This is a genomic window from Streptomyces zingiberis (assembly GCF_012034935.1).
In the GTDB taxonomy this organism is placed as follows: Bacteria; Actinomycetota; Actinomycetes; order Streptomycetales; family Streptomycetaceae; genus Streptomyces; species Streptomyces zingiberis.
On record NZ_JAATEN010000006.1, the window covers coordinates 92,468 to 114,449 of the forward strand.

22 protein-coding genes, 2 tRNA genes and 1 pseudogene are annotated in these 21,982 nt (G+C 67.5%); 9 read left to right on the forward strand and 16 right to left on the reverse strand.

The window, feature by feature from the left end; all coding sequences use genetic code 11:
• The first annotated feature begins 375 nt into the window (after positions 1–375).
• Positions 376–447, forward strand: a tRNA-Arg gene (locus tag HCK00_RS09820).
• Between the two features lie 274 nt (positions 448–721).
• Here the strand turns inward: HCK00_RS09820 and HCK00_RS28150 are convergent.
• Positions 722–862, reverse strand: a pseudogene (locus HCK00_RS28150) (tyrosine-type recombinase/integrase); the annotation flags it as partial.
• Positions 863–891: 29 nt separating this feature from the next.
• On the opposite strand from HCK00_RS28150, the gene HCK00_RS09825 reads away from it, so the two are divergent.
• On the forward strand, positions 892–1,596 hold the full coding sequence (locus tag HCK00_RS09825; protein ID WP_168101617.1) for a GntR family transcriptional regulator: 705 nt from the start codon (positions 892–894) through the stop codon (positions 1,594–1,596).
• Between the two features lie 454 nt (positions 1,597–2,050).
• Here the strand turns inward: HCK00_RS09825 and HCK00_RS28430 are convergent, their stop codons facing one another.
• The 7 genes from HCK00_RS28430 to HCK00_RS09860 form a co-directional block, all read right to left on the reverse strand.
• Entirely contained in the window at positions 2,051–3,007 is a 957-nt protein-coding gene (locus HCK00_RS28430; RefSeq protein WP_206320144.1) for a BsuBI/PstI family type II restriction endonuclease, read from the reverse strand.
• Positions 3,004–4,464 carry an Eco57I restriction-modification methylase domain-containing protein gene (locus HCK00_RS09835; RefSeq protein WP_168101440.1) on the reverse strand — a complete coding sequence of 487 codons (1,461 nt, stop codon included), beginning with the start codon at positions 4,462–4,464 and terminating at the stop codon, positions 3,004–3,006. Before HCK00_RS09835 ends, HCK00_RS28430 begins: the two co-directional genes overlap by 4 nt.
• Before the next feature lie 13 nt (positions 4,465–4,477).
• A complete protein-coding gene (locus HCK00_RS09840; protein ID WP_168101441.1) occupies positions 4,478–5,047 on the reverse strand; it encodes a hypothetical protein in 570 nt (189 codons plus the stop codon).
• 24 nt (positions 5,048–5,071) lie between these two features.
• A complete protein-coding gene (locus HCK00_RS09845; protein ID WP_240965433.1) occupies positions 5,072–5,677 on the reverse strand; it encodes a hypothetical protein in 606 nt (201 codons plus the stop codon).
• Between the two features lie 690 nt (positions 5,678–6,367).
• Positions 6,368–6,691: a hypothetical protein gene (locus tag HCK00_RS09850; RefSeq protein ID WP_206320145.1), complete on the reverse strand. Its 324-nt coding sequence runs from the start codon at positions 6,689–6,691 to the stop codon at positions 6,368–6,370.
• Between the two features lie 35 nt (positions 6,692–6,726).
• A complete protein-coding gene (locus HCK00_RS09855) occupies positions 6,727–7,023 on the reverse strand; it encodes a hypothetical protein (RefSeq protein WP_168101443.1) in 297 nt (98 codons plus the stop codon).
• Complete coding sequence (locus HCK00_RS09860) at positions 7,016–7,579, reverse strand: bifunctional DNA primase/polymerase (protein WP_206320146.1); 564 nt, start codon at positions 7,577–7,579, stop codon at positions 7,016–7,018. Before HCK00_RS09860 ends, HCK00_RS09855 begins: the two co-directional genes overlap by 8 nt.
• A 244-nt stretch (positions 7,580–7,823) precedes the next feature.
• Between HCK00_RS09860 and HCK00_RS09865 the strand changes: the two genes are divergently transcribed.
• Positions 7,824–9,215 (forward strand): NsdA family TPR-like regulatory protein, encoded by a 1,392-nt coding sequence (locus tag HCK00_RS09865; RefSeq protein WP_168101444.1) that lies wholly within the window; start codon positions 7,824–7,826, stop codon positions 9,213–9,215.
• Positions 9,216–9,222: 7 nt separating this feature from the next.
• Here the strand turns inward: HCK00_RS09865 and HCK00_RS09870 are convergent, their stop codons facing one another.
• A complete protein-coding gene (locus HCK00_RS09870) occupies positions 9,223–10,152 on the reverse strand; it encodes a phosphotransferase enzyme family protein (RefSeq protein WP_168101445.1) in 930 nt (309 codons plus the stop codon).
• A 91-nt stretch (positions 10,153–10,243) separates the two neighbouring features.
• Here HCK00_RS09870 and HCK00_RS09875 point away from each other — a divergent pair.
• Positions 10,244–10,331, forward strand: a tRNA-Arg gene (locus tag HCK00_RS09875).
• Between the two features lie 218 nt (positions 10,332–10,549).
• Here HCK00_RS09875 and HCK00_RS09880 read toward each other — a convergent pair.
• A complete protein-coding gene (locus tag HCK00_RS09880; RefSeq protein ID WP_311765240.1) occupies positions 10,550–11,164 on the reverse strand; it encodes a nuclease-related domain-containing protein in 615 nt (204 codons plus the stop codon).
• A gap of 365 nt (positions 11,165–11,529) precedes the next feature.
• On the opposite strand from HCK00_RS09880, the gene HCK00_RS09885 reads away from it, so the two are divergent.
• Entirely contained in the window at positions 11,530–14,112 is a 2,583-nt protein-coding gene (locus HCK00_RS09885) for an NB-ARC domain-containing protein (protein WP_168101446.1), read from the forward strand.
• A gap of 337 nt (positions 14,113–14,449) precedes the next feature.
• Here the strand turns inward: HCK00_RS09885 and HCK00_RS09890 are convergent, their stop codons facing one another.
• Positions 14,450–14,863 carry an ATP-binding protein gene (locus HCK00_RS09890; RefSeq protein WP_168101447.1) on the reverse strand — a complete coding sequence of 138 codons (414 nt, stop codon included), beginning with the start codon at positions 14,861–14,863 and terminating at the stop codon, positions 14,450–14,452.
• Positions 14,864–15,098: 235 nt separating this feature from the next.
• On the opposite strand from HCK00_RS09890, the gene HCK00_RS09895 reads away from it, so the two are divergent.
• Together HCK00_RS09895 and HCK00_RS09900 are read left to right on the forward strand one after the other, a co-directional pair.
• Complete coding sequence (locus HCK00_RS09895; protein ID WP_168101448.1) at positions 15,099–15,947, forward strand: helix-turn-helix domain-containing protein; 849 nt, start codon at positions 15,099–15,101, stop codon at positions 15,945–15,947.
• Between the two features lie 9 nt (positions 15,948–15,956).
• Positions 15,957–16,148, forward strand: coding sequence for a hypothetical protein (locus tag HCK00_RS09900; protein ID WP_168101449.1), 192 nt, complete (start codon positions 15,957–15,959; stop codon positions 16,146–16,148).
• Between the two features lie 345 nt (positions 16,149–16,493).
• Here the strand turns inward: HCK00_RS09900 and HCK00_RS09905 are convergent, their stop codons facing one another.
• From HCK00_RS09905 to HCK00_RS09925, 5 genes are all read right to left on the reverse strand, one after another.
• On the reverse strand, positions 16,494–16,823 hold the full coding sequence (locus HCK00_RS09905) for a hypothetical protein (protein ID WP_240965435.1): 330 nt from the start codon (positions 16,821–16,823) through the stop codon (positions 16,494–16,496).
• A gap of 207 nt (positions 16,824–17,030) precedes the next feature.
• Positions 17,031–17,687: a GntR family transcriptional regulator gene (locus HCK00_RS09910; protein ID WP_311765241.1), complete on the reverse strand. Its 657-nt coding sequence runs from the start codon at positions 17,685–17,687 to the stop codon at positions 17,031–17,033.
• Positions 17,688–17,796: 109 nt separating this feature from the next.
• A complete protein-coding gene (locus HCK00_RS09915; RefSeq protein ID WP_168101452.1) occupies positions 17,797–18,300 on the reverse strand; it encodes a flavin reductase family protein in 504 nt (167 codons plus the stop codon).
• A 26-nt stretch (positions 18,301–18,326) separates the two neighbouring features.
• On the reverse strand, positions 18,327–18,758 hold the full coding sequence (locus HCK00_RS09920; protein WP_168101453.1) for an ester cyclase: 432 nt from the start codon (positions 18,756–18,758) through the stop codon (positions 18,327–18,329).
• Positions 18,745–20,562 carry a BCCT family transporter gene (locus tag HCK00_RS09925; RefSeq protein ID WP_206320148.1) on the reverse strand — a complete coding sequence of 606 codons (1,818 nt, stop codon included), beginning with the start codon at positions 20,560–20,562 and terminating at the stop codon, positions 18,745–18,747. Before HCK00_RS09925 ends, HCK00_RS09920 begins: the two co-directional genes overlap by 14 nt.
• Positions 20,563–20,803: 241 nt before the next feature.
• Between HCK00_RS09925 and HCK00_RS09930 the strand changes: the two genes are divergently transcribed.
• Positions 20,804–21,430, forward strand: coding sequence for an amino acid synthesis family protein (locus HCK00_RS09930; RefSeq protein ID WP_168101454.1), 627 nt, complete (start codon positions 20,804–20,806; stop codon positions 21,428–21,430).
• Positions 21,427–21,978: an amino acid synthesis family protein gene (locus HCK00_RS09935; protein WP_168101455.1), complete on the forward strand. Its 552-nt coding sequence runs from the start codon at positions 21,427–21,429 to the stop codon at positions 21,976–21,978. Before HCK00_RS09930 ends, HCK00_RS09935 begins: the two co-directional genes overlap by 4 nt.
• Positions 21,979–21,982: the final 4 nt, after the last annotated feature.

The following is a 21,982-nucleotide window of genomic DNA, read 5'->3' on the forward strand; positions in this document are numbered from 1 at the left end:
CGGGACACCCACCCCGCACGCAGCCACCTTCACGGCGCCCGGGCCGCGGGGCCGCGGGGCCGCGGGGCCGCGGGGCCGCGGGGCCGCCGAGAACAGCACCACCGCCTCCCCCGGCGTCACCGCCCGCGGAACCCCACAGAACAACCGGCCCCGGGAAGCCGCACCCGCCCCCGACCCCGACGTGACCACGCAAGCCGCTCACCCCTCGGCCCGACGCCCACCACCTCCGGTCCGGAGCCGAGCAACCGCCCCCGACGACGCCGCCACCGGGCTCACCCCTCGCCCGCCCCTACCCCACCAATCGCGTTCATGGTCACCCCCGGAGAGCTGGTAGTGTTCTACCCGTCGCCGCAAGCGAAGCGAAGCGGATGACACGCCCCCGTAGCTCAGGGGATAGAGCAACGGCCTCCGGAGCCGTGTGCGCAGGTTCGAATCCTGCCGGGGGTACTTCACTCGAAGTGCCAAAAGACCCCGCCACCAGCCACAACGCTGGACGCGGGGTCTTCGCGTATGCGCAGGCGGATGCCGCCGAAAGCAGCCCGATGACAGTGATCACGTTGTAATGGCGTAGTAGACCGGAGTGCCGTCGCCGCAGCTCAGAACGGGATTCGCGGCAGCCTCGGCCTCACTGTACGGAACCGGGAACGACGAGAGCCCCGGGGCCGCCGGGGCTCTCGTCTAACGGCCGGGTGACCGGTCATCTATCGGGGGTGTTCGGGTTCTACTCGTCGAGTCCTTTCATGATCCGGTCATTCATCTCCTGCTCCTGGCCGTCGATGCACTTGGCGTAGATCTTGAGCAGGACTTCCACCGAGTGGCCGGCCCTGGCCGCCACCTCCGGAGCGGGATCTCCGGAATCAATCGGAGAAAGCCCAGGCCAAGTACCGCCAGATCGCGGAACACCTGCGGCGCGGGATCTTGGACGGCACTTACCCGGCCGGCCAGCCGCTCCCGTCGGAAGAAGTCCTCGCCAAGCAGTTCGGCGTCACGCGCCCGACCGTGCGTCAGGGCATCGCGGAGCTACGGGCCGCCGGCCTGGTCGAGGTCATGATGGGCCGCGGGATGTTCGTCCGCTCCCCCCACAGCCGCCCGAGCCTTACGCGCCCACGCGGTCTGCGCCGCGAGCCGAACGGCCACTACGCCGAGGCGGACGGCCTCCGCTGGGAGAACGCCGAGGACCCCGTGGCTACGCGCACGGACGCCCCGTTGGCCCTGGCCGATCTGCTCCGCATCCCGCCGGGCGAACCGCTCTACACCTACGACGCCTTGCAGACCGCGGACCGGGGCCGACTCCGCCAGCTCCACCGCACCTACGTGCCGTTCTCCGTACTCCTCGACACCAAGTACGAGGACCAGGCCCCACCGCCGGCCCCACACCTCTACACGGCGTTGACCGAGCTGGGCCACGAACTCCACTTCACGGAGTACGTCCGCACCCGGATGCCCCTTCCGGACCAGGCCCAGGCCCTCCGCCTCCCGGACGGCGTCCCGATGCTCCAGATCCTCCGCGTAGCCCTCAACACCGCAGATAAGCCGCTTGCCCTGGAGGAGTTCCACGTCCCGGGCGACGACCTGGAGTTGTCCTACAGCCTCTGACTGCGTGGCTCAGACTTTCTCTACGATCATCAAGGCGGCTCGCTCCGCTCACCGCGCGCGGCCCGGCCCCCGGCCGGGCCTGCGCTCCTGTCTCCGCCCCGCTCCAGCCCGGCCGGCGCCCGCACCGCGCCTAGGCGGGCGAGCCGAATGCCGAATCACATGAGTCGCATACCGTACAAGGGCCGGTCAAGACCAGAGCGATGTCTGCGGCGGGGGATCGGATAGCACCGGGATGCGAGGTACCGTCGCCGACTACAAACCCGTAAGGGGCGTTCGCGGGGAACTCCCATTCCGTCCACCGTCGCCCCAGGCAGAGCCGAGCGGACGCGACCCGGGGCGTCAAGGTCATTCGTACAGTGGCGCGCTCCACCTTGACGCCCTAAACCACGCTCGCTCCACGGTGTGTGGTCGGCGGCGGACTGGACGGGGGCCATTCAGAAGCGCGATGAAAGGGTCACTCATAGGGGCCGAGGAACCGTGAGCCGTTCAGATGGATCATGTGGTCGGGCGCGTCCGCGACCCAGGCTTCGGTCTCCCATGCCAGGTCATCCCACCACTTGCGCATGGTGGCACGGTTCGGGAAGCAGTTCACGAACACCAACCCTGCCTTGTCCGTCGCGAACAGTTTCTTCAGGTGCTCACGCCGTCCGAAGTCGATCGGTCCGTGAGACGTGACGGCTTCCATCAGGAAAAGCCAACCGCGCTGCTCGTCGTAGACCACGAGGTCCGGGTTCTTGCCGTGCTCGTCGAAGGCCAGCCCGAGACGTGCGAAGACGTCGTCTTGGCGGATGTCGTAGCGGTGATCCTTGGCGTCCCCCAGGTAGAGCACCTGTCCGCCGGGGACGAAACGAGGGCAGAACTCCTCAACCATGTTCCGGATCAGGGGGTTCTGGCCACCGGGAGAGAGGCGGAACAGAGAACCGTCCGGCAGCGTGACCGGGAGCATCTGCATCTCGCGGGTGGCTTTGTAAGCGGCCTGCTGGGTGGGAGCTTCGGCCACCCAGGCGTCGAGGGCGTCGTGGAACCCCCGGGTGCCGAAGAGACGCACTACGGACAGAGCAGCAGGAGCGATCCGGTAATTGTTCTTGGAGGAGTTGACCGCGCGCCCTTCGGGAGCATCGGAGTTGTGCTCAGCGAACCCCGCGTCGACGAACTGGTGGAGCGTCTGCTTGCGGAAGGATTCGCGCGAGTTCGGGGCGTACTCCTTGCCCCACTTCTCCGCAATGACACCCATGACTTCCGTTACGCCGAGACGCGGGTTGGTTGCCGTATCCCACGGCTCGCCGGGCTCCAGGCCGAGCAGCACGAGGGCCGTCAGGGCGGACCTGTTATTGCAGCGGACCCTGTCGAAGCCGAAGGCTCGCAGTAGGGCGCTGGCGTTGTCGACGGAGGCTCGTAAAGTGCTGATCACTCTGTCGAGCCTACGACAGCCGGGAACAAGTCAGCCACGAGGGCGTCGAGCTTCGCCTGTTCCGGGAGCCATTCCGGCGCGTTCTGCGCCAAGCGCACCAGGTCGTCACGGGAGGGGAAGGGGAGCGTCTTGACGTCCCCGGCGTTGACCTGGGTGTGCCCGGAGAAGGTGCGGAAGATCGCGTCGAGCGTCGAGGAGTTCAGCCAGAGCATCAGCCCGTGCGCGAGCTGAGGGTCGATAGGCCCCTTCTTCTCGTGCAGGAAGTTGGTCTTGTTGTCCAGGGCCACCGGGCCGTCGCGCTTCCAGACGCCCGCGACCACGCGCCGCTTCTCCTCCTTCGCAGAGAAGCGCTTGATGACGACGTAGTGCCCTTCAGGAAGGAGCAGTTTGCGGGCGGCCTCGGTACTGGGGACGAAGCCCTGCGGCTTCTTCGCTGAGCGCTGTGGCCACTCGACCTCTCCGCCGCGCACGTTGGCCTGGTAGACCATCGGCACGACGCCGTCGGCGCTGAGGTCTTCGGTCAAGTGCTCGCGATTGCGGAAGTCGACGACCTTGCCCGTACTGACGCTCAAGCCCAGGTCGGCCAAGGTGAAGGAGACGGCCGGCGGCACGACAGCGGAGTCATCGAAGCGGACGAACCGCTCGCGGTCCCCGGGCAGGACCACGGCATCGAACGGGACGATGCGGCGCAGCGGGGCGTCGTCGTGCGCGATCGACGCCGACAGGACGACCTGTGGCTGCTGGTCGCCTCGTGTACCAAGCACGATGACGTTTTCCTGGAGGACACCAGTGTCGGCGAAGACTGTGTTGCGGCTCTCGAAGACGTGTAGGAGGTCGATGCTGGTGCGGTCGAGCATCCACCGACGAAAGGCGCGGTGGTAGGTGCCGTTGGCCCAGGAGCGGGGCACGATGATCGAGATCTGGCCGCCGGGGGCAAGGGCGGCCGTAGCCCTGGCCCAGAAGGCCGTGTAGATGTTGCTGGTATCGACCAGGTGGCGCGCAATGCTCGTACGGTGCAGGCTGCCTGCGGCGAGCTTTCCATAGGGTGGATTGGCGACGACGAGGTCGAACGGCCCGTCGATGAGTGCGTCATCGTAAGTGAGGTAGTCGCCCTGCACGAGGTCGAACGTGGTGCCGTAGGTTGCCCTGCATTCCTCGAGCGTGGCCCGTAGGTAGGGCACGACCTGCGGGTCGATCTCCACAGCAACCACGTGAACGTCCAGGTCAGGGCGCTCTTCGTGCAGTCGGGTCGCCAGTGCGGCGACCAGCGAACCGACCCCGGCGCCGGGGTCCAGAACGCGCACGGTATTGCTCAGCGCGTCCAGGCGAGGCATCGAGGCGATCAGGTCGGCGGCTGATGCAGGGGTAAAGAACTGCCCCAGGGCGGCCTGAGTCCGAGGGACAAGGGCCCTGAGCGCCTCCACCCGTCGTGCCTCGGTGTTCTCGATCAGTTTCACGTTCGGAATCCTCTCACGGGACACCGCCGTGGGGTCGTTGGTGCTGTTCGAGGTGCCTGCGAAGCAGTCGGCCGGGCTCGGGAAGTGGGTCTCCGCGCATGAAGGCGGACAGTGCCCCAATAGCCTCCAAAGTCCCGGCAAGGCACTTGTGGACGTGCGTGAGATGCTCTCGATCCGTCATCTGCCGCGCCTCTTCCCGCCCGATCATCAGGGTCTCCGTAATCAGTCCCGCAGCTTCTGTGATTCGGGACTGCACCTCTCCCGCGTTCGGCATCAGCATTACCGCCAGCTCGGCTTCGTCGATGAACCCCCGAGCGATGACACGCCAGGGTTGACGCTCTTCGGGGACGGGCCTCAGCTCGCAGTCGTTCAGGTGTCTACGGAGGGCGTACAGCTCGGACAGGGCCTTCTCTCCTGCGGCTCGTCCGCGCTCCTCCAAGAGACTGGCTCTGGCAGCTTCCTGCTGCTCGCGCATCGCCGCGGCCTGATGCTTTTGTTGGAACCATCCGCCGAGCAGGGCACCTCCGGCTCCCACCACGGCACCACTGAACCCGATGAGCCCGACCAAGATTTCTGTCTGCATCGTCTCCCTACTTCCTGACGGGCGTCATGACGGCGAAGACGTGTTGTCTTCCTCTCGCGGGTCGACGTTGGCAGGGTCGGGGTCCTGCATCAGCTCGAAGCGACGCCGCTGGTCCAGCTCGTGCTTGGTGACTCTGCGCTGCTTCTCCTCTGTCCGCTCGGAGAGTGACGGGAGGGGGTCGGAACGGATGTAGGCCGACAGGAGGTCGGTCAGCTCGTCCGTTAGCTCCGCAAGCCAGCTCACCGCGAAGAAGTGCCGGACACCGGCAGCCCTGAACCGTCTCATCATGATAAGGAGGGACTTCACGCGGTCGCGGAGTTCCCGGTTCGGGATGCGGGCCACAGCTCTCTCGACGTTCTCCATGTGGCCGAACACGGTGTCCAGGTATGACGCCCGCTCGTCCGTGGGCATCGTGGCGACGTCGCTACTGACTGATGCCAGAAACTCCCCGAGCGTGATCAGCTCGCTCAGGGCCTTGTCCGCTGCTTCTTGGCCGATCTCCGCAAGGCGGGCCTCCCGGGCCAGCTGCCTCTGGTGGGAGAGGGTGAGCCACACGCCACCGAAGGATGCGGCACCACCGACCAAGGCGCCGCCGAAGCCGATGAGACCTGAGAGAACTTCTGGTTGCATGACGATCATCATGCCGACGGGACAAACCCAATGGGGCTGATCCCGTCAAGTCCTCGGCGGCCGGCTCACCGCTCGTGGCCTCGGATCCTCTCGGGAAGGTCTTGGGCTCTCTCAATGGTCGGCCTCCTTCCTCGAAAGCCTCATCACCTCCTGAATGCCAGCGTCTGTCTATCGGGCCTTGAGACGGCTGCGGAGTTCGGCGGAGTGGCGGCCCGTGCAGCGCTCATATCTACCGGCTCGCGGTGGTCACGGTCACAACCGAGCACCGTGGCTGAGCCCGGTGGTCGGTACCGCGAGACATACGCGCGCCTGGTCAGTCGGCGCACCCGCCGTCGTGGCTGACTTTCTGTGGCTGAGGTCCCCAGAGCCGCGACTGGGTGAAGGTACGTGCCAGATGCGTGCCAGAAGGGGCGGTGAACCCGGGGCAAGAGCGGTTACGTCGGGTCCGTTCTTGGAACTGCGGGGACGGGCATGTGTACAGGTCAGCCCGACTTCCGCCCCAAGACCGCCGGTGCTTCCCAGGCTCAGGGTTCCACTCCGCCGCATCGGCCGGGCTGCGGCGCTGGGGCGCCGGTCCCGGCCATGCGGCGGATTGCCCACAGTCACGCGCGGAGGCCCCGCACACCGGCTGCCTACGAGGACGAAGGCAACAGTGGTGCGCGGGGCCGATCGCCGACCGACGGCTGTTCTTCAGGCTGCGGAGCACTCCGAGCCCGGCGTACCGGGGTCCGTCTCTTCCAGCTTCTGAGCGATCTCGACCGACAGGCCGGCGGTCAGCAGACAGGTAAGGAGTTGTGCCGCGTCCGGGCGGATCATGCCGAGCCGGACCACGCCTTCACCGGAGACGTTCACGTCGGCGCGGAGGCCGGGGAAGTCGGTGTCCAGGCTTAGCGCCCGCAGTTGTTCGGCCAGGGCGTCAGCGCCTCGCTTCGCAGCCGCCCAGCCGCGTACGTAGGGCACCGCCGGAGACAGGGCCTCTGCCCACCGCTGGCACACTCCTCGCGCGTCGGTCATGTCGTGTTCTCCTCTGCCTCTGGTCGGTCCGGTGATCAGTTCGGGCGACGATCGGGGCTGCCGCCGGTGTTCGCGTCCTGTGGGCAGGTCAGGGCCAGCCGCAGCAGGTGAGCCACCCGCTCCGCCGTCTCCGGAGAGATCCGCCCGAGTTCGATGAAGCCTTGCCCGAAGGCGTTGAGGTCCGCGCGGAGGTACGGGAAGTCGCGTTCCATGCCCGCGGCCATCAGTACATCCCGGAGGGAGCCCGCCGCCTCACGAGCCTGGTACCACTCGCGGCTGTCGATCGGGGACCACGTGGCGGAGTCCTGGGGGTCGGAGCCGTCGTCATACACGGGAGACCCCCGCGGCGAGCGTTTCCGCCTCGGCCGGATCGTGAGCGCTCTCGTTGTAGCGGTCGGCGCTGGCGAGCAGCGAGGAGGCCGCTACGAACATGGCCGCCAGGGAGGCGCAGCGCAGGTAGCCGCGTTTGGAGCGCTTTCCGGGTGCCCGGAGCCACTGGAAGCGGTCGCCGCTCAGCATCATCGGGCCCGGTACGACGATATGGCTTCCGTAGGCGAGGTACTTGTACGCCGGGGGCGGGCAGTTGTGGCGCGCGCTCTCGCAGTGCACGAGGTTCGCGAACTGCTTCTCGGAGCGCGGCGGCAGAAAGAAGCCGACCTGATGGGATGCCCAGTCCGCCATCACGGGGCCCACCGGCAGGTTGGTGCGGCGGAGTTGATCGAAGGTCTCCAGGCCGGCCCGTTCGTCTATCACCACGACTTCGAAGATGCGGCCGACCGCCAGCAGATAGGGCTCACGGGGGTTGTCGGCCCATGTCGCCTGGCACGCGATTCCGTCGTCCGCGGCCACGGCGAGCCACTGCACGCCCAGCCTGGTCACTCGCTCCATGTCATCCCACCTCGGCAGTCATTCCGTAACCCGTCGGGGGCTCGTGGAACCAGCTTTCTGCCGGAGGGGTTGGGCTGGGCAGATGACGAGGGGTGACGGGGGATGACGAGCAACGGGGCGCCGCGTCATCCCCCGTCAGCTTCTCCGGCGCCGGTCGTCATCTGCGGAGCAGTGATCGTGACCCCTTGAGTGCGTAGAGTCATGGGAAGTACCGTCGAGGCCAGTTCCGTTCGAGGGGAAGCCAGTGACAGGGCCCGCACAGCCCACGGGAGCGTTGATCAAGACCGCGCGCAAGGGGCGCGGGTGGAGTCAGACGCGGTTGATCGCCGAGTTACGGCGGATCGCCGTACGTCGAGGCCAGGTGTTGCCGGCCGAGGCCAGTGTGAAGCGCCGCATCGCCAGTTGGGAGAACGGGCACGGTAGCCCGGACGACTTCTACGGCCCTCTGCTGTGTGAGGCACTGCAACTCACGGCCGCCGAACTGGGGTTGAGTCAGCTCACTCGGCAGGACACGCAGTTTCTCCAGGCCGAGTATCCCGTGAGCCCCGAAGCCGCCATGAGTACGGTTGGGCAGCTCTGGCAGGCGGACCTCAACGGATATGAGCCCCTGATCCAGTCTGAGCCGTCCGAGCCCGCGTGGAACGAGGCGTCGCTCCGGTGGCTCGTCGCCCCGGAACCGGCACCCCCAGGTGGGCACGACGGGAGCGGCATCCGGGTCGGTCTGGCCGATGTCGCCGCCATCAAGTCGACGAGCGAGATGTTCGCGCAGCTCGACGACCGATTCGGCGGTGACCATGCCCGGCACGCCGTCATCCAGTACCTGAGCCGCGATGTGGCCCCTCTCCTCGGCGGCCGGTACAAAGAGTCGGTGGGCCAAGCCCTCTTCTCCACCGTGGCGGAGGCAACGCTCCTTGCCGGGTGGATGTCCTACGACGCCTGTCACCACGGACTCGCCCAGCGGTACTTCCTCCAGGCGCTGCGGTTCGCCCAGGACGGGAAGGACCGGCGCTTGGCGGGGAGCATCCTGTCCGCGATGAGCCACCAGGCGACCTTCCTCGGCCGCTACACACCGGCCGCCACTCTGGCGCGAGCGGCGCGTATGGGCATCTCCGGCGTGGCCACGCCGACGCTGATGGCGCAGTTCCATGCGATGGAGGCCCGCGCCCTGGCACGCACCGGGGACCGACGCGGGTGCGAACGGGCGCTCTCTGAGGCCACGAGGGCGCTGGAGAGCCGCAACCACGGCGACGAGCCGGAGTGGATCAGCTACTTCGACCAAGCCGAGCTGGCCGCCGAGGCCGCCCACTGCTTCCGGGACGTGAACAGCGCCCGGCAGGCCGTGGCCCACGCCGAGAACGCCATGAGCGGCAGCCACGTCCGCAGTGACTTCTTCGCCACGATGGTTCTCGCGGACGCACACCTACGGGCCGGCGAGCCGGAAGAAGCCTGCCAGGTCGCCTTGGAGGCCCTGGACCTGGGCGAGCAACTGAAGTCCGGCCGCTGCGTGAGCTATCTCGCCGAGTTCCGAACCCACTTGGCCGAGCTGGGCAACATGGCGGCCGTGCGGGAGCTGAACGAGCAGGCCGCGGAACACCGCCTCTGGATTGCCGCCGCGCCGCCGTCCCACCGGGCATAGGCCGGGGCTAGAACGCCTGCCAGTCCTTCCGGCTGCCGTCGGTCCTGATCGCCCGGACCCTCTTGGGGAACTCCGCCGCGAAGCGCTCGTCCGTGGGCACCTGCTGGCCGACCCACAGCGTCATCATCAGTTCGCGGATGTCCGCCAGGACCGAGTACCCGGGCCAGTTCATCAGGTCGAAGCCGTAGCGGTGGACGAACGCTTCGTACTGGCCGCGCGAGTGCCAGCCCAAGCGGTCGTAGAACAGCGCCGTGAGGACGAGGTCCCACTCGCGTGGCGCCAGGGCGACGCCGTCGAGGTCGATCAGGACCGCCTGCCCGTTGCGGTGCCGGAGCACGTTACCGATGTTCGCGTCCCCGTGGATCAGGCCGAAGGGGAGGACGAAGTCCAGGCGGTCATACTCCTTGCTCAGCCGTTGGGCCCGCTCCTCCAGGAAGCTCCGGTCCTTCTCGTCCACGACCCCGCGCAGGTTCCGCAGCGAGGTCCACACCTTGGCGAACGGGTCGAAGTACGGCAGGCCCAGCGACTCGGGTTCCTTCAGCCAGTGGAGGCGGCGGAGTAGATCCGCCAGCTCCTCCAGGGTGGCGTACTCCTCCCGGTCCTGAACGTTCTCCCAGAAGGTGACGACGTGGCCGTCCACGGTGGCCGGCTGACCCACCCCCGGCACCAGGCGCACAGCCGGGAAGTCCTCCTCGGCCAGCCAGCGCGCGACACGAACGGCCCGCTCCATCTCCTCCAGGCTGTCCCGGTCACGGGCGATGCGAACGATCACCGGGGAGGCCACCAGCCGGTACACCGCGTTGGAGCCGAGCCGCAGCAGTTCCGCCCCGGCCGCGTCCAGCCCGGCCGACTCGCACGCTGACCGCAGGGCCGCGCCCGCGGTCTCCTCCGTGAAGTGCTCGCGCTGGTCGGTGCCCGACTCGTTCCCCTCAGCCATGCCGTTGACGCTACCGCCCGGCGGAGCCACCACGACAGCCCGCCCACGTAGTAGGGGCGTAATGATCTTCTCTGACTGGCCTCTCAACGAGGCCATACCGGCAGGTCAGAGGCGTCCGGGACCTGCCGCCGGGACGGCCTCCGGAGCCGTGTGCGCAGGTTCGAATCCTGCCGGGGGTACCCTGTATGAGGTGCCCAAAGACCCCGTCACCAGCGGAAACGCTGAGGCCGGGGTCTTCGCGTATGTGCAGGCGTATGCGGCCCGAAGCGGCTCTATGTCGAGGTCTGTGAACGAGGCGTGGACGGGATCTTGAAGCATCGCCGCAGGTGAGCCCCCGAATAGCGGGAGGCGGCCACAACGCTAGCCGAGACCGGCCGCGGGCGACTCAGTACTCGGCTCAAGCCTGCCGCCACGCCTGTCGATGCCGAGCCACTCTGTAGACCTGCTCGACCTGATCGGGCTTCAGCGCACCGGAGAGCGGCGCGAGAGCCGACACCTGGCGCTCCTGGTACACCCGCACGCTCAGCTGCATGGCGACCACCTTCAGATCGGCGACCCCGACGAAGACGAGGACCGGCTCGACGGGCACGGGGAACGGACAGTAGGTCTCCAGGACCCTGGCGACGCGACGGGCCTCCGCCCGACTCTTGCGCGCGTAGGGCGCCAGCTTGCCGTGATCGACCTTCACCGAGTCGTCGCCCACCCACACGGCTCTCCCCTGGTGGTACTTGGTGTTGATGCTGAACCCAATGAGCAGGTGATCGAGATCAACGTCGTTGGCCAGAGGTATGGAGTGCAGGACATGCCAGCCGTGACGCCTCAAGCGGTCGAGTTCGGCTCCGACTCGCTTCTCCCCCGCCAGCCCCCTGCGCCATGAATCCCATTCCGTAGGTCGCCTCAGAACTAGGGACACGAATCGTTGCCAGGCTCGCACCGGCGGCAGCTCCGGCAGTGGACCATCCGTGGACAAGCCAGGTCTTGCCTGCACCCGCTGCCGCAGCGCCCTCACCACCGGTGATCGTGGTCAGCACGTTGAAGCGGCCGGGTGGCAGTATCGCCGGGCGGGCGGCGACGAGGCCTTCTCGGTAACACACTCGCCGAAGAGCAGTACGGCACCACCGGGATCGGCCGACCCAACCAGAGCCTGAAGTCTGCCCGCAGTGCCGCACGCCCCGAGAGGGCGGCGCTTCTTCTGGAGCCCGTCCTGTCATGAGACAGAGCATGCGAAAGACGCCGTAACCGACTTCGCACCCGCATAGGATGCGGGTGCAGCAGGTGGTGGGGGACACGGTACGGGCGCCAAGCCTCCTGCCAGATCGTATGCGCAAGGAATCAGGGGGATTCATGGCTAAAAGTACGTTTCTTCCCGTCAGCCGTATGCTCGAGCGAGCAAACCTCGCTCGGGAGGAATCAGACACAGCGTACTTCTTTGATCTCCTCTACATGGGTGAGATGATCATCAAGGTGCTGGTCGTGGAACTCCTTGCTGCACTTCAGGCAGACCGAGAGCAGCACCGCTACGCTGCCATTTCAGAACTGGTTAGGGCCGACAGCATCGGTCGATGGGCCGAGCTACTCGACCAGCTCGCCTCCGGCCCGGCCAGCCAGCACTTTGTTCACGCCGGCCGGGATTCGCAGCGCGCAATCACCATCGCTCTTGGGCCGGATAGCGATAGTTGGCAGCGTAAGGCAGTCGACGCACTAAACAGTGTCTGCACCTGCCTGGACTCAAACTATGAGGACACGTCTGGGAAGAAGGTGAGCTTCCGCAGGTGGGCCCACGACTTCAGCTGGCTGAGGAACCGAACTCGTGGTCACGGTGCACCCCGCGGAGCGACGCTCTCCGTCATCTGTCCTCAACTAGCAAGATCACTCGTTGAGGTCATCAACAATGCGCCAGCCTTCAGTCGCTCCTGGGTCCACCTGCGGCGCAACCTGTCCGGCAAATATCGTGTCAGCCCCTTTGGGAACGGTCACGAAGGCTTCGCCTACCTGGCGCGTGAGAGCGAGCACAATCTGCCCGACGGCACCTACGTCGATCTCGAGAGCCCACGACCCTGCGAGCTGCTTTTCACAGACCCTGATCTCACAGACTTCTTCTTGCCCAACGGGAACTTCCGGAACGGAAAGTACGAGACGCTCTCCTACATCAGCGACGAGCGGCGCTCCGGAGACGGCAGTTCCTACCTTCTGCCCGTCGAGGCGCAACCACGCAGCGAGACCGCGGCGCAACCGGACATGGCGAACGTTGGCAACCTCTTCAGCAACATGCCGCCCCTCCACGAGCACTACGTGCAACGTGCCGAACTTGAACAGCAGCTCACCGAACGCCTCTGCGACGACCGCTACCCGGTCATCACACTCCAGGGTCGAGGCGGCGTAGGCAAGACATCGCTTGCCCTAGAAGTGCTACATAAAATAGCCCACATGGACGAGTTCTTCGGCATTGTGTGGTTCAGTGCCAGGGACATCGACCTACTCTCTGAGGGACCCAAAGTAGTACGGCCCGATGTGCTTTCCACGGACGACATTGCACTGGACTTCTCGCAGCTAATGGCTCATTCGTCAGCTCGCAAATCGAAGGAGTCCCGGAAGTACCTTGCCGACTGTCTTTCTGGCAGCGCCGACGAGGGTCCTTTTATTTTCGTATTCGACAACTTCGAAACCGTACGAGAACAGGCCGAACTTTACCAGTTTGTCAGCAATTCAGTGAGACTTCCCAACAAGGTGCTCATTACGACGCGGACGCGTGAGTTTAAAGCTGACTACCCCATCGAAGTTGGTGGTATGCGCCGTGGAGAGTACTCGGAACTTGTCGCAACCATCGCAGGCAGATTGGGTATCGCTTCTCTTCTTGATGCGGAGTACGAAGAATCTCTTTTCCGCGAGTCGGACGGTCACCCGTATATCACCAAGGTGCTGCTAGGCGAGATCGCCGAAGCGGGACGCAGGGTTACCGTGAAGAGGGTCGTCGCAGCCAAAGACGCTATGCTCGACGCACTCTTCGAGCGCTCCTTTGCCTCGCTTTCCTCCGCAGCGCAAAGAGTGTTTCTCACGCTCTGCGGCTGGCGTTCGCTGGTTCCTCGCCTCGGCCTTGAGGCCGTATTGCTACGCCCCGAGAACGATCGACTTGATGTGGAGGGAGCAATAGCTGAGCTAGAACAGCGCTCTCTGATTGAAGTGATGTCCTCCCAGGGGGCGACTGGCGAAGAGTTCCTCTCTGTGCCTCTTGCTGCTTCGCTGTTCGGCAAGAAGAAGCTTGTGACTAGCCCAATGAGGATAGCCGTCAACTCAGACCTCAAGCTGATTCAGGAATTCGGACCGACGACTGATGCAGCTCATGGCCTCGCCTCACGAATCGAACGGCTAGCCAGGTTCGCAGCAAGGCAAATGGAGGTCGGGAAAGACATCAGGCAAGAACTGTCCGTCATCGAATACATGGCGACGGGTTACCCCAAGGCCTGGTTGACTTTGGCAGAGTTTCAGCGCAATCAGATGTCTGACAACACTGCGGCAATCCGAGCCGTTAACCGATATGTAGAGAATTGCCCCGATGACCAGTACGGGTGGGGACTGCTCATCACGCTTTACCGCGCAACAGAGGAACCGTTGGCGGAGATGAACGCCCGACTGCGGCTTGCGGAACTGGCAAAGCCGCCATTTCACGACCTTAGTTCCGCCGCCTCCCGACTCAACGGACTGCTGCACCGAAAAGAGCTTGTCCTGGACGCCGACGAGCGGCGTCACATCGTACGGAGGATGCGTGAACTCCTCGAAGCCCGAAATTCGGAAGGTGATGCGACAGATCTATCTCGACTCGCCTGGCTGTGCATGTACGACGACAAGGACACGGCATCCGCTGATCGTTGGGTGACCGAGGGACTGCAGAGGGAGCCGACTAACGAGCACTGTTTGCGGCTGAAGCGGCGCCTCGCGGCCAATAGTCCCGAATCAGCGTAGGTTCGAGGCTGGCTCATGTGAGTGCCCCAGCGACCACTGTCCGTGCCTGGCATGGTGTTCTTCAGGTCGCCTCGGCCCTTCTGCCACTCAGCCGGTCTCGCGGACTACTTGTGGACGAGAGCGCCCCACGTATCTCCTTGAGCAGCTCTGACGAGCAAAGATGCTAGGAGACGAAGCGGCCTCCGGAACCGTACTCGTAGGTTCCGACTTGGTGCCAGTCGCTCGACCAAAGGCGCGGTGGGGCCGACCCGATGATCTGCCGGGAGGGGAACGGCTGCGACGAGGCGATCTGGCCCGTCTGGCCTTCTGTTCCCTCCCGGCCGGCGGGCCTGCCTGGTCAACCGCCCCGGCGGAAGGAGAAGCCAGCGATGACGGAGGTTCCGCGGACGGGGCGGGGGCGGACGGTCCAGGTGGTGGCGAGGGTGTCGACGAGGAGGAGGCCGCGGCCGTGTTCGGAGTCGGCGGGCGGGTGGGTGAGGACCGGGTTGCCGGTGCCGGGGTCGGAGACGGCCAGCCAGTAGTGGCCGTCGGCCGGCCAGAGGACGAGTTCGATCAGGTTCTCGTCCTCGCTGCGGGCGCCGTGGCGGATGGCGTTGGTGACCAGTTCGGAGGTCAGGAGGCCGAGGTCGTCGCCGAGGTGGGGGTGGAGGGCTCGCGGCAGCGTTGCGGCGACGGCCTGGCGGGCCTGGCGTACCGAGGTGGGGTGGGCGGGGAAGCGCCAGTGGGCGGGGACGAGGGGGATCTCGGGCATGGCGAACTCCATGGGCGGGATGAGCGATTCGGCGCCCTGGCCGCGTGCCCAACCGTCCCAGGGCAGGCGGGCACGCTCGCGCGGTGCACTTCCGGCGTTGCGATGTGTAGCGTTCGCGCTACTGAAGGTAGAGCATGCGGTGGTAAATTTTCCACGCACCAATGCGAATTAACCCCGGAGGGTGAAGTGCTCTCCGCGCGCGACTGATCGGCCTTTGCTGGACGGAAGGAACCTCATGCCCCCGAGGACGGCCCCCACGGAACGGCAGAAGCGGCTCGGAAGTGAACTGCGACGCATCCGTACCGCTGCGGGGATGCCGGCGGAGTTCGCGGCGGGCCTGCTGGGTGTGGACCGGGGCAAGATCTCCAACATCGAGTCCGGCGTGCGGGGTATCAGCGCCGACCGTCTCCGCACGCTGGCCTGCAACTGCGATCTGACCGACGAGCCGTACGTCGAAGCACTCGTCGCGATGGCTCAGCCGAGTCCGGGCTGGTGGGAGCGCTACCGAGGAATCCTGCCGCAGGGCCTGCTGGACATCGCGGAAGCGGAGAGCAACGCGGTGCGCCTGCGCGGCGCCAACACGGTCCACGTGCCCGGCATGCTCCAGACGTCGGAACAGGCCATGGCCATCTTCCGGGCCGCCGTTCCCCCCTTGCCCGAGCACGAGGTCGCCCTACGCCTCGCACTGCGCGCGGAACGCCAGGAAGTGATCACCGGCGAGAAGTCGGTCCCCTACATCGCGGTCATCCACGAGGCCGCGCTCCGGATGCAGTTCGGTGGAGTCGACGTGGCTCGTGCCCAGTTGGAGTACCTGTTGGAGGTCTCCGAGCGGGAGAACGTCACCGTGCTTGTTCTCCCCTTCGACCGTGGCGCCTTCCCCGGCGCGGGCCAGACGGTCGTCTACATCGAAGGGCCCGTGCCGCAGCTCGATACGGTGCAGGTGGACAGCTCCCACGGGCCCACCTTCCTGTACGCCGAGGGGCAGTTGGCGAAATACCGGGCGCAGCTCGACCTGTTGGAAGGTCTGGCTCTGCCGGCGGAGCAGTCCCAAGACTTCATCCGTGACATCGCACGCCAACTGTGAGGAGTTCCAGTGCCGGAGATCACCTGGGAAAGCCCGTTCTGCGCCGAAGGCAGCTCCTGCTTCCGCCTCGGCACCGATGCCGACGGCAACGGATACATAGCCGTCAACGGCCAGGAGGAGAACCACCTCACCGACTCCCTCGACGCTCTGCGCACCCTCATCACCGAGATCAAGGCCGGCAAGGCGGATCACCTGCTGTAGGGCCCGCCTGACGCGAGCGCGGTCCCGGGCGCTCGTTCGCCACGGGCATCGCCGGGCGAGCGGGGGCCGAGCCGTTCGCCACGGCGTCGCACGAGCGGGAGCCGGGCCGTTCGGCACCGGCACAGTGGTACGCGCCGGCGGCCGCGCGGCGGAGCCAGCTACGACGGCGGGAGGGCGAGGGCGCCCAAGTGCCGGGCGCCCTCGTGCGGCGGGTGAACGGTGCGGCTCCCGGGCGGACGGCTCCGGGATGCCGCGTTCATCTGGGAGTTCGCCGTCGTCCGCCGGAAGAGGCTCGGCTACCGCGGGCAGATGGACACGCCTGCCACGGACCGGAGCCTCAAGCGCTCACGTGGCGTGTTCCGGGCGGCTGCCGTGCCGGTTCCGGCCCTGGACGAGGCACAGGGCCTCCTTCACCTCGCGGCGTTCCTGCTCCGTGAGTTCGGCGGCTGGTTCGGGGACGAGTCCGGCGGGGAGGCTGTCCGCGGCCCGCTCGGCCTGGGCGATGACCGCGTCCACCTCGGCGAACTGCTCCTCCATGGCTTCGACCCCGGCCATCTGGCCCGTTGCCGCATGCGCCAGATACGCCGGGCCATCCTTGCCGGCCCACTCCGCGTGCTGCCTGATGCGTTCGGCCCGGTCGGGCTCCGGGCCAATGCCGATGCGCGTCTTCGCCACGACGAGCACCGTAGTGCGCGTCTGGCGGCAGCGCGAGCGCCGGTGGTTGGGTCCGGCTGGGCATGCCCCCGCTCCCCGGCGTCCCGGTGAGGCACCACACCCGCGACCGGCGCCCGAGCCGCGCCGGTGCCGGTCGCGGGACGCGTCGGCGCCACACACCGGCGCCGCTCCCCGGAGTCCCGCCGCCGCGAGGCGGGCCCGGCCAGGTCAGGGGCCCGTGCCGCCGGGGCGCTTGGGTGGGAGGTCGAGGGGCAGGCCGGCCAGGAGGGCGCGGCGGCTGGCGCGGACGTGTTCGCGCATCATGTACTCCGCGCTGTCGCCGTCCTTCTCCAGGATCAGCTCCAGGACGAGGTGGTGTTCGCGGTCGGACTGCAACGCGCGGCCGGGCTGGCTCAGCGAGGTGTTCACCAGCCGGGAGTAGGCGAGCTGGTTCATCAGCATCCGGTAGTGGACCTCCAGCTTGCTGTTGTCGGCACCGGCTATGAGCAGGTCGTGGAACTCCTGGACCAGCTCCGCGTAGCGCTCCCGGTCGTCCCGCGCCACGGCCTCGTCGGCCTCGCGCAGGTTCCGTTCCAGCAGGCCGATCTCCGTGACGCGGCCGCGCCGGGCGAGGAGGCGGGCCGCGGCGCCCTCCAGGAGTTCCTTCATCTCGAAGAGTTCCGTGATCTCGCGGCGCGAGGGGGTGGTGACGAACGTCCCGACGCGGGGCCGGATCTCGACCAGGCCCTCGGTCTGCAACTGCTTGAGGGCTTCGCGCACCGGCGTGCGGCTGACGCCGAACTCCTCCGCGAGCGCCAGTTCCGAGAGCGGCGCCCCGGGCTCGATCTCTCCCTTGATGATCCGCCGGCGCATGTCGGCGATCACCCTGGCCTGCCTCGACCCTCCCCCGTTCTCGGGCTGGGGTGACCGCGACCTCGGTTCGCTCTCCGCGCGCTTCACCGAATCCTCCTCCGTCTCCCGGGCGGCCCGCCCGTCATCCCAGCGGAGCGAGCGCGCCGCCGTCGAAGAACTTACCCGCGCTGTAGACCATGGGAGAGCGTTCGTCGACCTCGGCGTGGAGCACGCGGCAGATGAATACCGTGTGGGTACTGGCCTGGAGCCGCTCGCGGATCTGGACCTCCATCCGCGCGCTGCTGCGGGCGATCAGCGGGCTGCCGAAGGGGCCCCTCTCCCACTCCACCTGCTCGAACTTGTCCTGGGCCTTGCTCGCGAAGGTGCCGACGACGTCGAGCTGGTCCGTGGAGAGGATGTTGATCGCGAGGTGGTCCGCCCGGAACAGGCAGTCGTGGGTGGACGAGGTGCACTGGACGCACACCATCACCGTGGCGGGCTCCAGCGAGATGCTGGAGAAGGCGTTGACGGCCAGCCCTCGGGGCGTGTCCCCGTCCATCGCGGTCACGACGGTGACTCCGGTGACGAACTGCCGGTTGACCTGCTTCATCACGGTGATGTCGGGGGCCGGGGCGGTCGTGGTCATGGCGGTGTTCCTCCTCATCTCGCTCGTCAGTCCTGTCCCACGCGGATGATGCCCAGCGCCGAGAGCAGCGCCCGGGGATCCCACGTCACATGCTCCTCGGCGATCCGGTCCCCCTCGAAACGGGCGAAGGTGGCGCCGCTGACGGCGACCCGCCGGTGGGTGGGCGGGACCCCGAGGAAGGAGTGGGTGTGCGTGGCGTCGCTGTGCCAGCGGATCGCGACCCGGTCGCCGTCCATCACGATGTCGTCGACGACCGTGGTCAGGTCGGCGAACGCGGCGCGGGTGGAGACGATCGCCGCCTTGAAGCCGGCCAGGTCCTGCGGTTCGGGGTCCTGGCCGTGGCGGAGGTAGGCCGGGCTCAGCAGCTCGTCGAGGGCGTCGACGTCACCGTGGCCCCAGGCCGCGGCCCACACCTTCTCGATCAGCTCGCGCCGGGTGCCGGGGTCAGGGTGTGACATCGGTCTTCTCCTTTCGGTCCGTGGGGTCTGCCTGGGCTGCCTGGTCCGTGGGGTCTGCCTGGGCTGCGGGGTCTGCCTGGTCCGTGGGATGTGCCTGGGCTGCGGAGTCCGTGGGGCCGGTGTGAGGTGCGGGAGGCGTGGCTTCCGCGCGGGCCGGCGGGTGCGGTACGGCCAGGCGTCCCGCCGCCAGGTCCGCCTCCCGGTCCGCGCGCAGCTCCTTCCAGAAGGACACCGCGAGGGCCGCGATGATCACCAGGAAGGGCAGCGAGGTGACGATGACGGTGTTCTGCAACGCGTTGAGCCCGTCGGCGAGCATCAGCGCGACCGCGGTGACACCGGTGAGGACGCCCCAGAGCACGAGGACGGGGCGGGTCGGGTTCAGCGAGCCGTCGGAGGTCATCGACCCCAGGACGTAGGTGTTGGAGTCGGCGCTCGTCACGAAGAAGATCAGTGCGAGCAGGACGGCGGCCCCGGAGGTGACGGTCGCCAGGGGGAAGTGCTCCAGGGTCGCGAAGAAGGCGTTGCCGAAGTCCGCCGCGGTCTGCTCGGCGATGTCGCCGCCCCGGTTGAGGTCCACGTGGATGGCCGAGCCGCCGAAGACCGTGAACCAGGTGAAGAAGGCGACGCTGGGGACGGTCAGGACGCCCAGGATGAAGCCGCGGATCGTCCGGCCGCGGGAGATCCGGGCCAGGAAGATGCCGACGAAGGCGCCCCAGGACACCCACCACGCCAGCATGAAGTACGTCCACCACTGCATCCACTCCAGCCCGCCGAACGCGGTGCCCTGGAGGCTCATCCGGACGAAGTCGGTGGCCCACAGGCCGATCGACTCGGTGTAGAGGTTGGCGATGAAGACCGTCGGCCCGACGACGAGCATGAACAGCAGCATCGCGATCGCCAGGAAACCGCTGGTGAAGCTGAGCGCCTTGATCCCCTTGTTGATGCCGGTGACGGCCGACAGGGTGAACACCGCGGTGACGGCCGCGATGATGACGACCTGGGCGACGGAGTTGACGGGCACGCCGAACAGCCGGCCCATCCCGTTGTTGATCTGGAGCGCGCCCAGGCCCAGCGACGTGGCCGTGCCGAAGAGGGTCGCGAACACGGCGAGCACGTCGATCACCTTGCCCACCGGCCCGTTCACCCGGTCCCCCAGCAGCGGTACGAACAACTGGCTGACCAGGGGGCGGCGGCCCTTGCGGTAGGTGGAGTAGGCGATGGCGAGCCCGAAGACGGCGAAGACCGCCCAGGCGTGCAGGCCCCAGTCGAAGTAGGAGTACTGGAGGGCCCGCACCGCGGCCTCCGGCGTGTTCGGCTCGGCGAGGCCGTGCGGGGGCGCCGTCAGGTGGGAGATCGGCTCGGCGACGCCGTACGAGATCAGGCCGATGCCCATCACGGCGCCGAGGAGCATCGCGAACCAGGCCGGGGTGGTGAACTCGGGCCGGTCGGACTCCTTGCCCAGCCGCAGGTTTCCGACGGGGCTGAAGGCGAGGACGACGAGGAACAGCAGGATGCCGAGGGTGACGACCAGGAAGGCCCAGCCGAAGGTCGACGTGACCCAGTTCAGCGAGGCCGAGGTCACCCTGTTGAGGTTCCCGGTGAAGACGGTCGCCCAGGCGACGAAGATCGCGGCGACGCCGACCGAGGCCCAGAAGACGGAACCGAGCCTGCCGCTCCCACGCACCGGATCGGGGGTGCCGGGGGTGTCGGGGGTGTCGGGGCTGCCGTCGGGGGTGGTGTGCCGACCGCGCCCCGGCGGCGTCACGGGCGTCGCTTCCGCGCCCGTTCCAAGGTGACTGGACATAGAACTCCTTGGGTCGGCGGGGCCCATGGCCACCCGCTCTGGCATACAAGGAGCAGTAAGGCATGCCACACATGGAGCGTCAAGGGTTCGTGACCGGAAATCGTTCTCTACTTTTCGAGCATGTAAACAGTGCAGGTCATTGATAGTTGGCTGACCTACTCCACAGCAGGTACCGGCCAGGGGAACCTTCCCGCCGCTCCCCCTTGACCGGTGCGAGAAGCGACACCTAGCATCCTGTGGCATGCAAGAGCGCACGGATCATCCTGACGAGAACATCGGTCTGCGGAAGCTCGTGCTCTACCGCGACACCGTCGTGACCGAGGCGGGCGCGACCCCCGCCGAGCCCGCACGGCGCGCCAGCGTCGCCGCGGTCATCCGGAACCCCTGGGTGGGCACGGGCCCGTCGGCCGACCTGTCCCCGGAGCAGAGCCGCGTCGCCCCGGTGCTCGCCAGGCTGCTGACCGGCCGCCTCATCGCCGCCCTGGGCGGCGCCGACGCGATCGAGTCCTTCGGCAAGGCCGCCATCGTCGGCACGGCGGGCGAGATCGAGCACGCCGGGGCCCTCATCCACACCCCGTACTTCGGCAACCTGGTACGGGAGTTCCTCCAGGGCGAGTCGATCATCTGCTTCGCCGACACCCGTGCCGAGGCGGGCGAGGAGCTGGTCGTCCCGCTCTGGCACAAGACCCACGCGGCGACGCGCAGCCACTACCAGACCATCAGCGCCCGCGTCTCCGACGCCCCGCGCGCGGACGAGATCGTCGTCGTCGCCGCCGCGTCGACGGGGCCGCGCCCGCACCCCCGGATCGGGGACCGCGTCACCGACCCCGTCGTCACCACCGAAACCCTGGAGGTTGTTCCCTCATGAGCGTCCGCAAGATCGTGACCGTCGTCGAGGAGATCCACACCGAGGGCGGCCGGGCGGTCGCCCAGCCCGCCCGGGTGGCCGTCGTCGCGGCGGTCGTCGCGAACCCGTGGGCCGGTCAGGGCTTCGTCGAGGACCTCGCCCCCGGCATCGAGGCGCACGCCTCCGACCTGGGCGCGCTGCTGGCCCCGGCGGTGCTCGACGCGCTCGGGGCCCCCGCCGAGGCCTACGGCAAGGCCGCGATCGTCGGCCTGGGCGGCGAGATCGAGCACGGCTCGGCCCTGATCCACACCCTCAAGTTCGGCGACCACTTCCGCAAGGCCGCGAACGCCACCACCCTGCTGCCCGCGGTCGAGAAGCGCGGCCCGGCCGGCGTGGTCTTCGACATCCCGCTGAAGCACATCACCGACGCCACGATCCGCTCGCACCACCAGAGCTTCGAGGTCCGCGTCTCCGACGCCCCCCACCCGGACGAGATCGTCATCGCGCTCGCGGCGGCCGCCCAGGGCCGCCCCCAGCAGCGCCTGGCGCCGCTCACCACCGAGCAGTAACCCG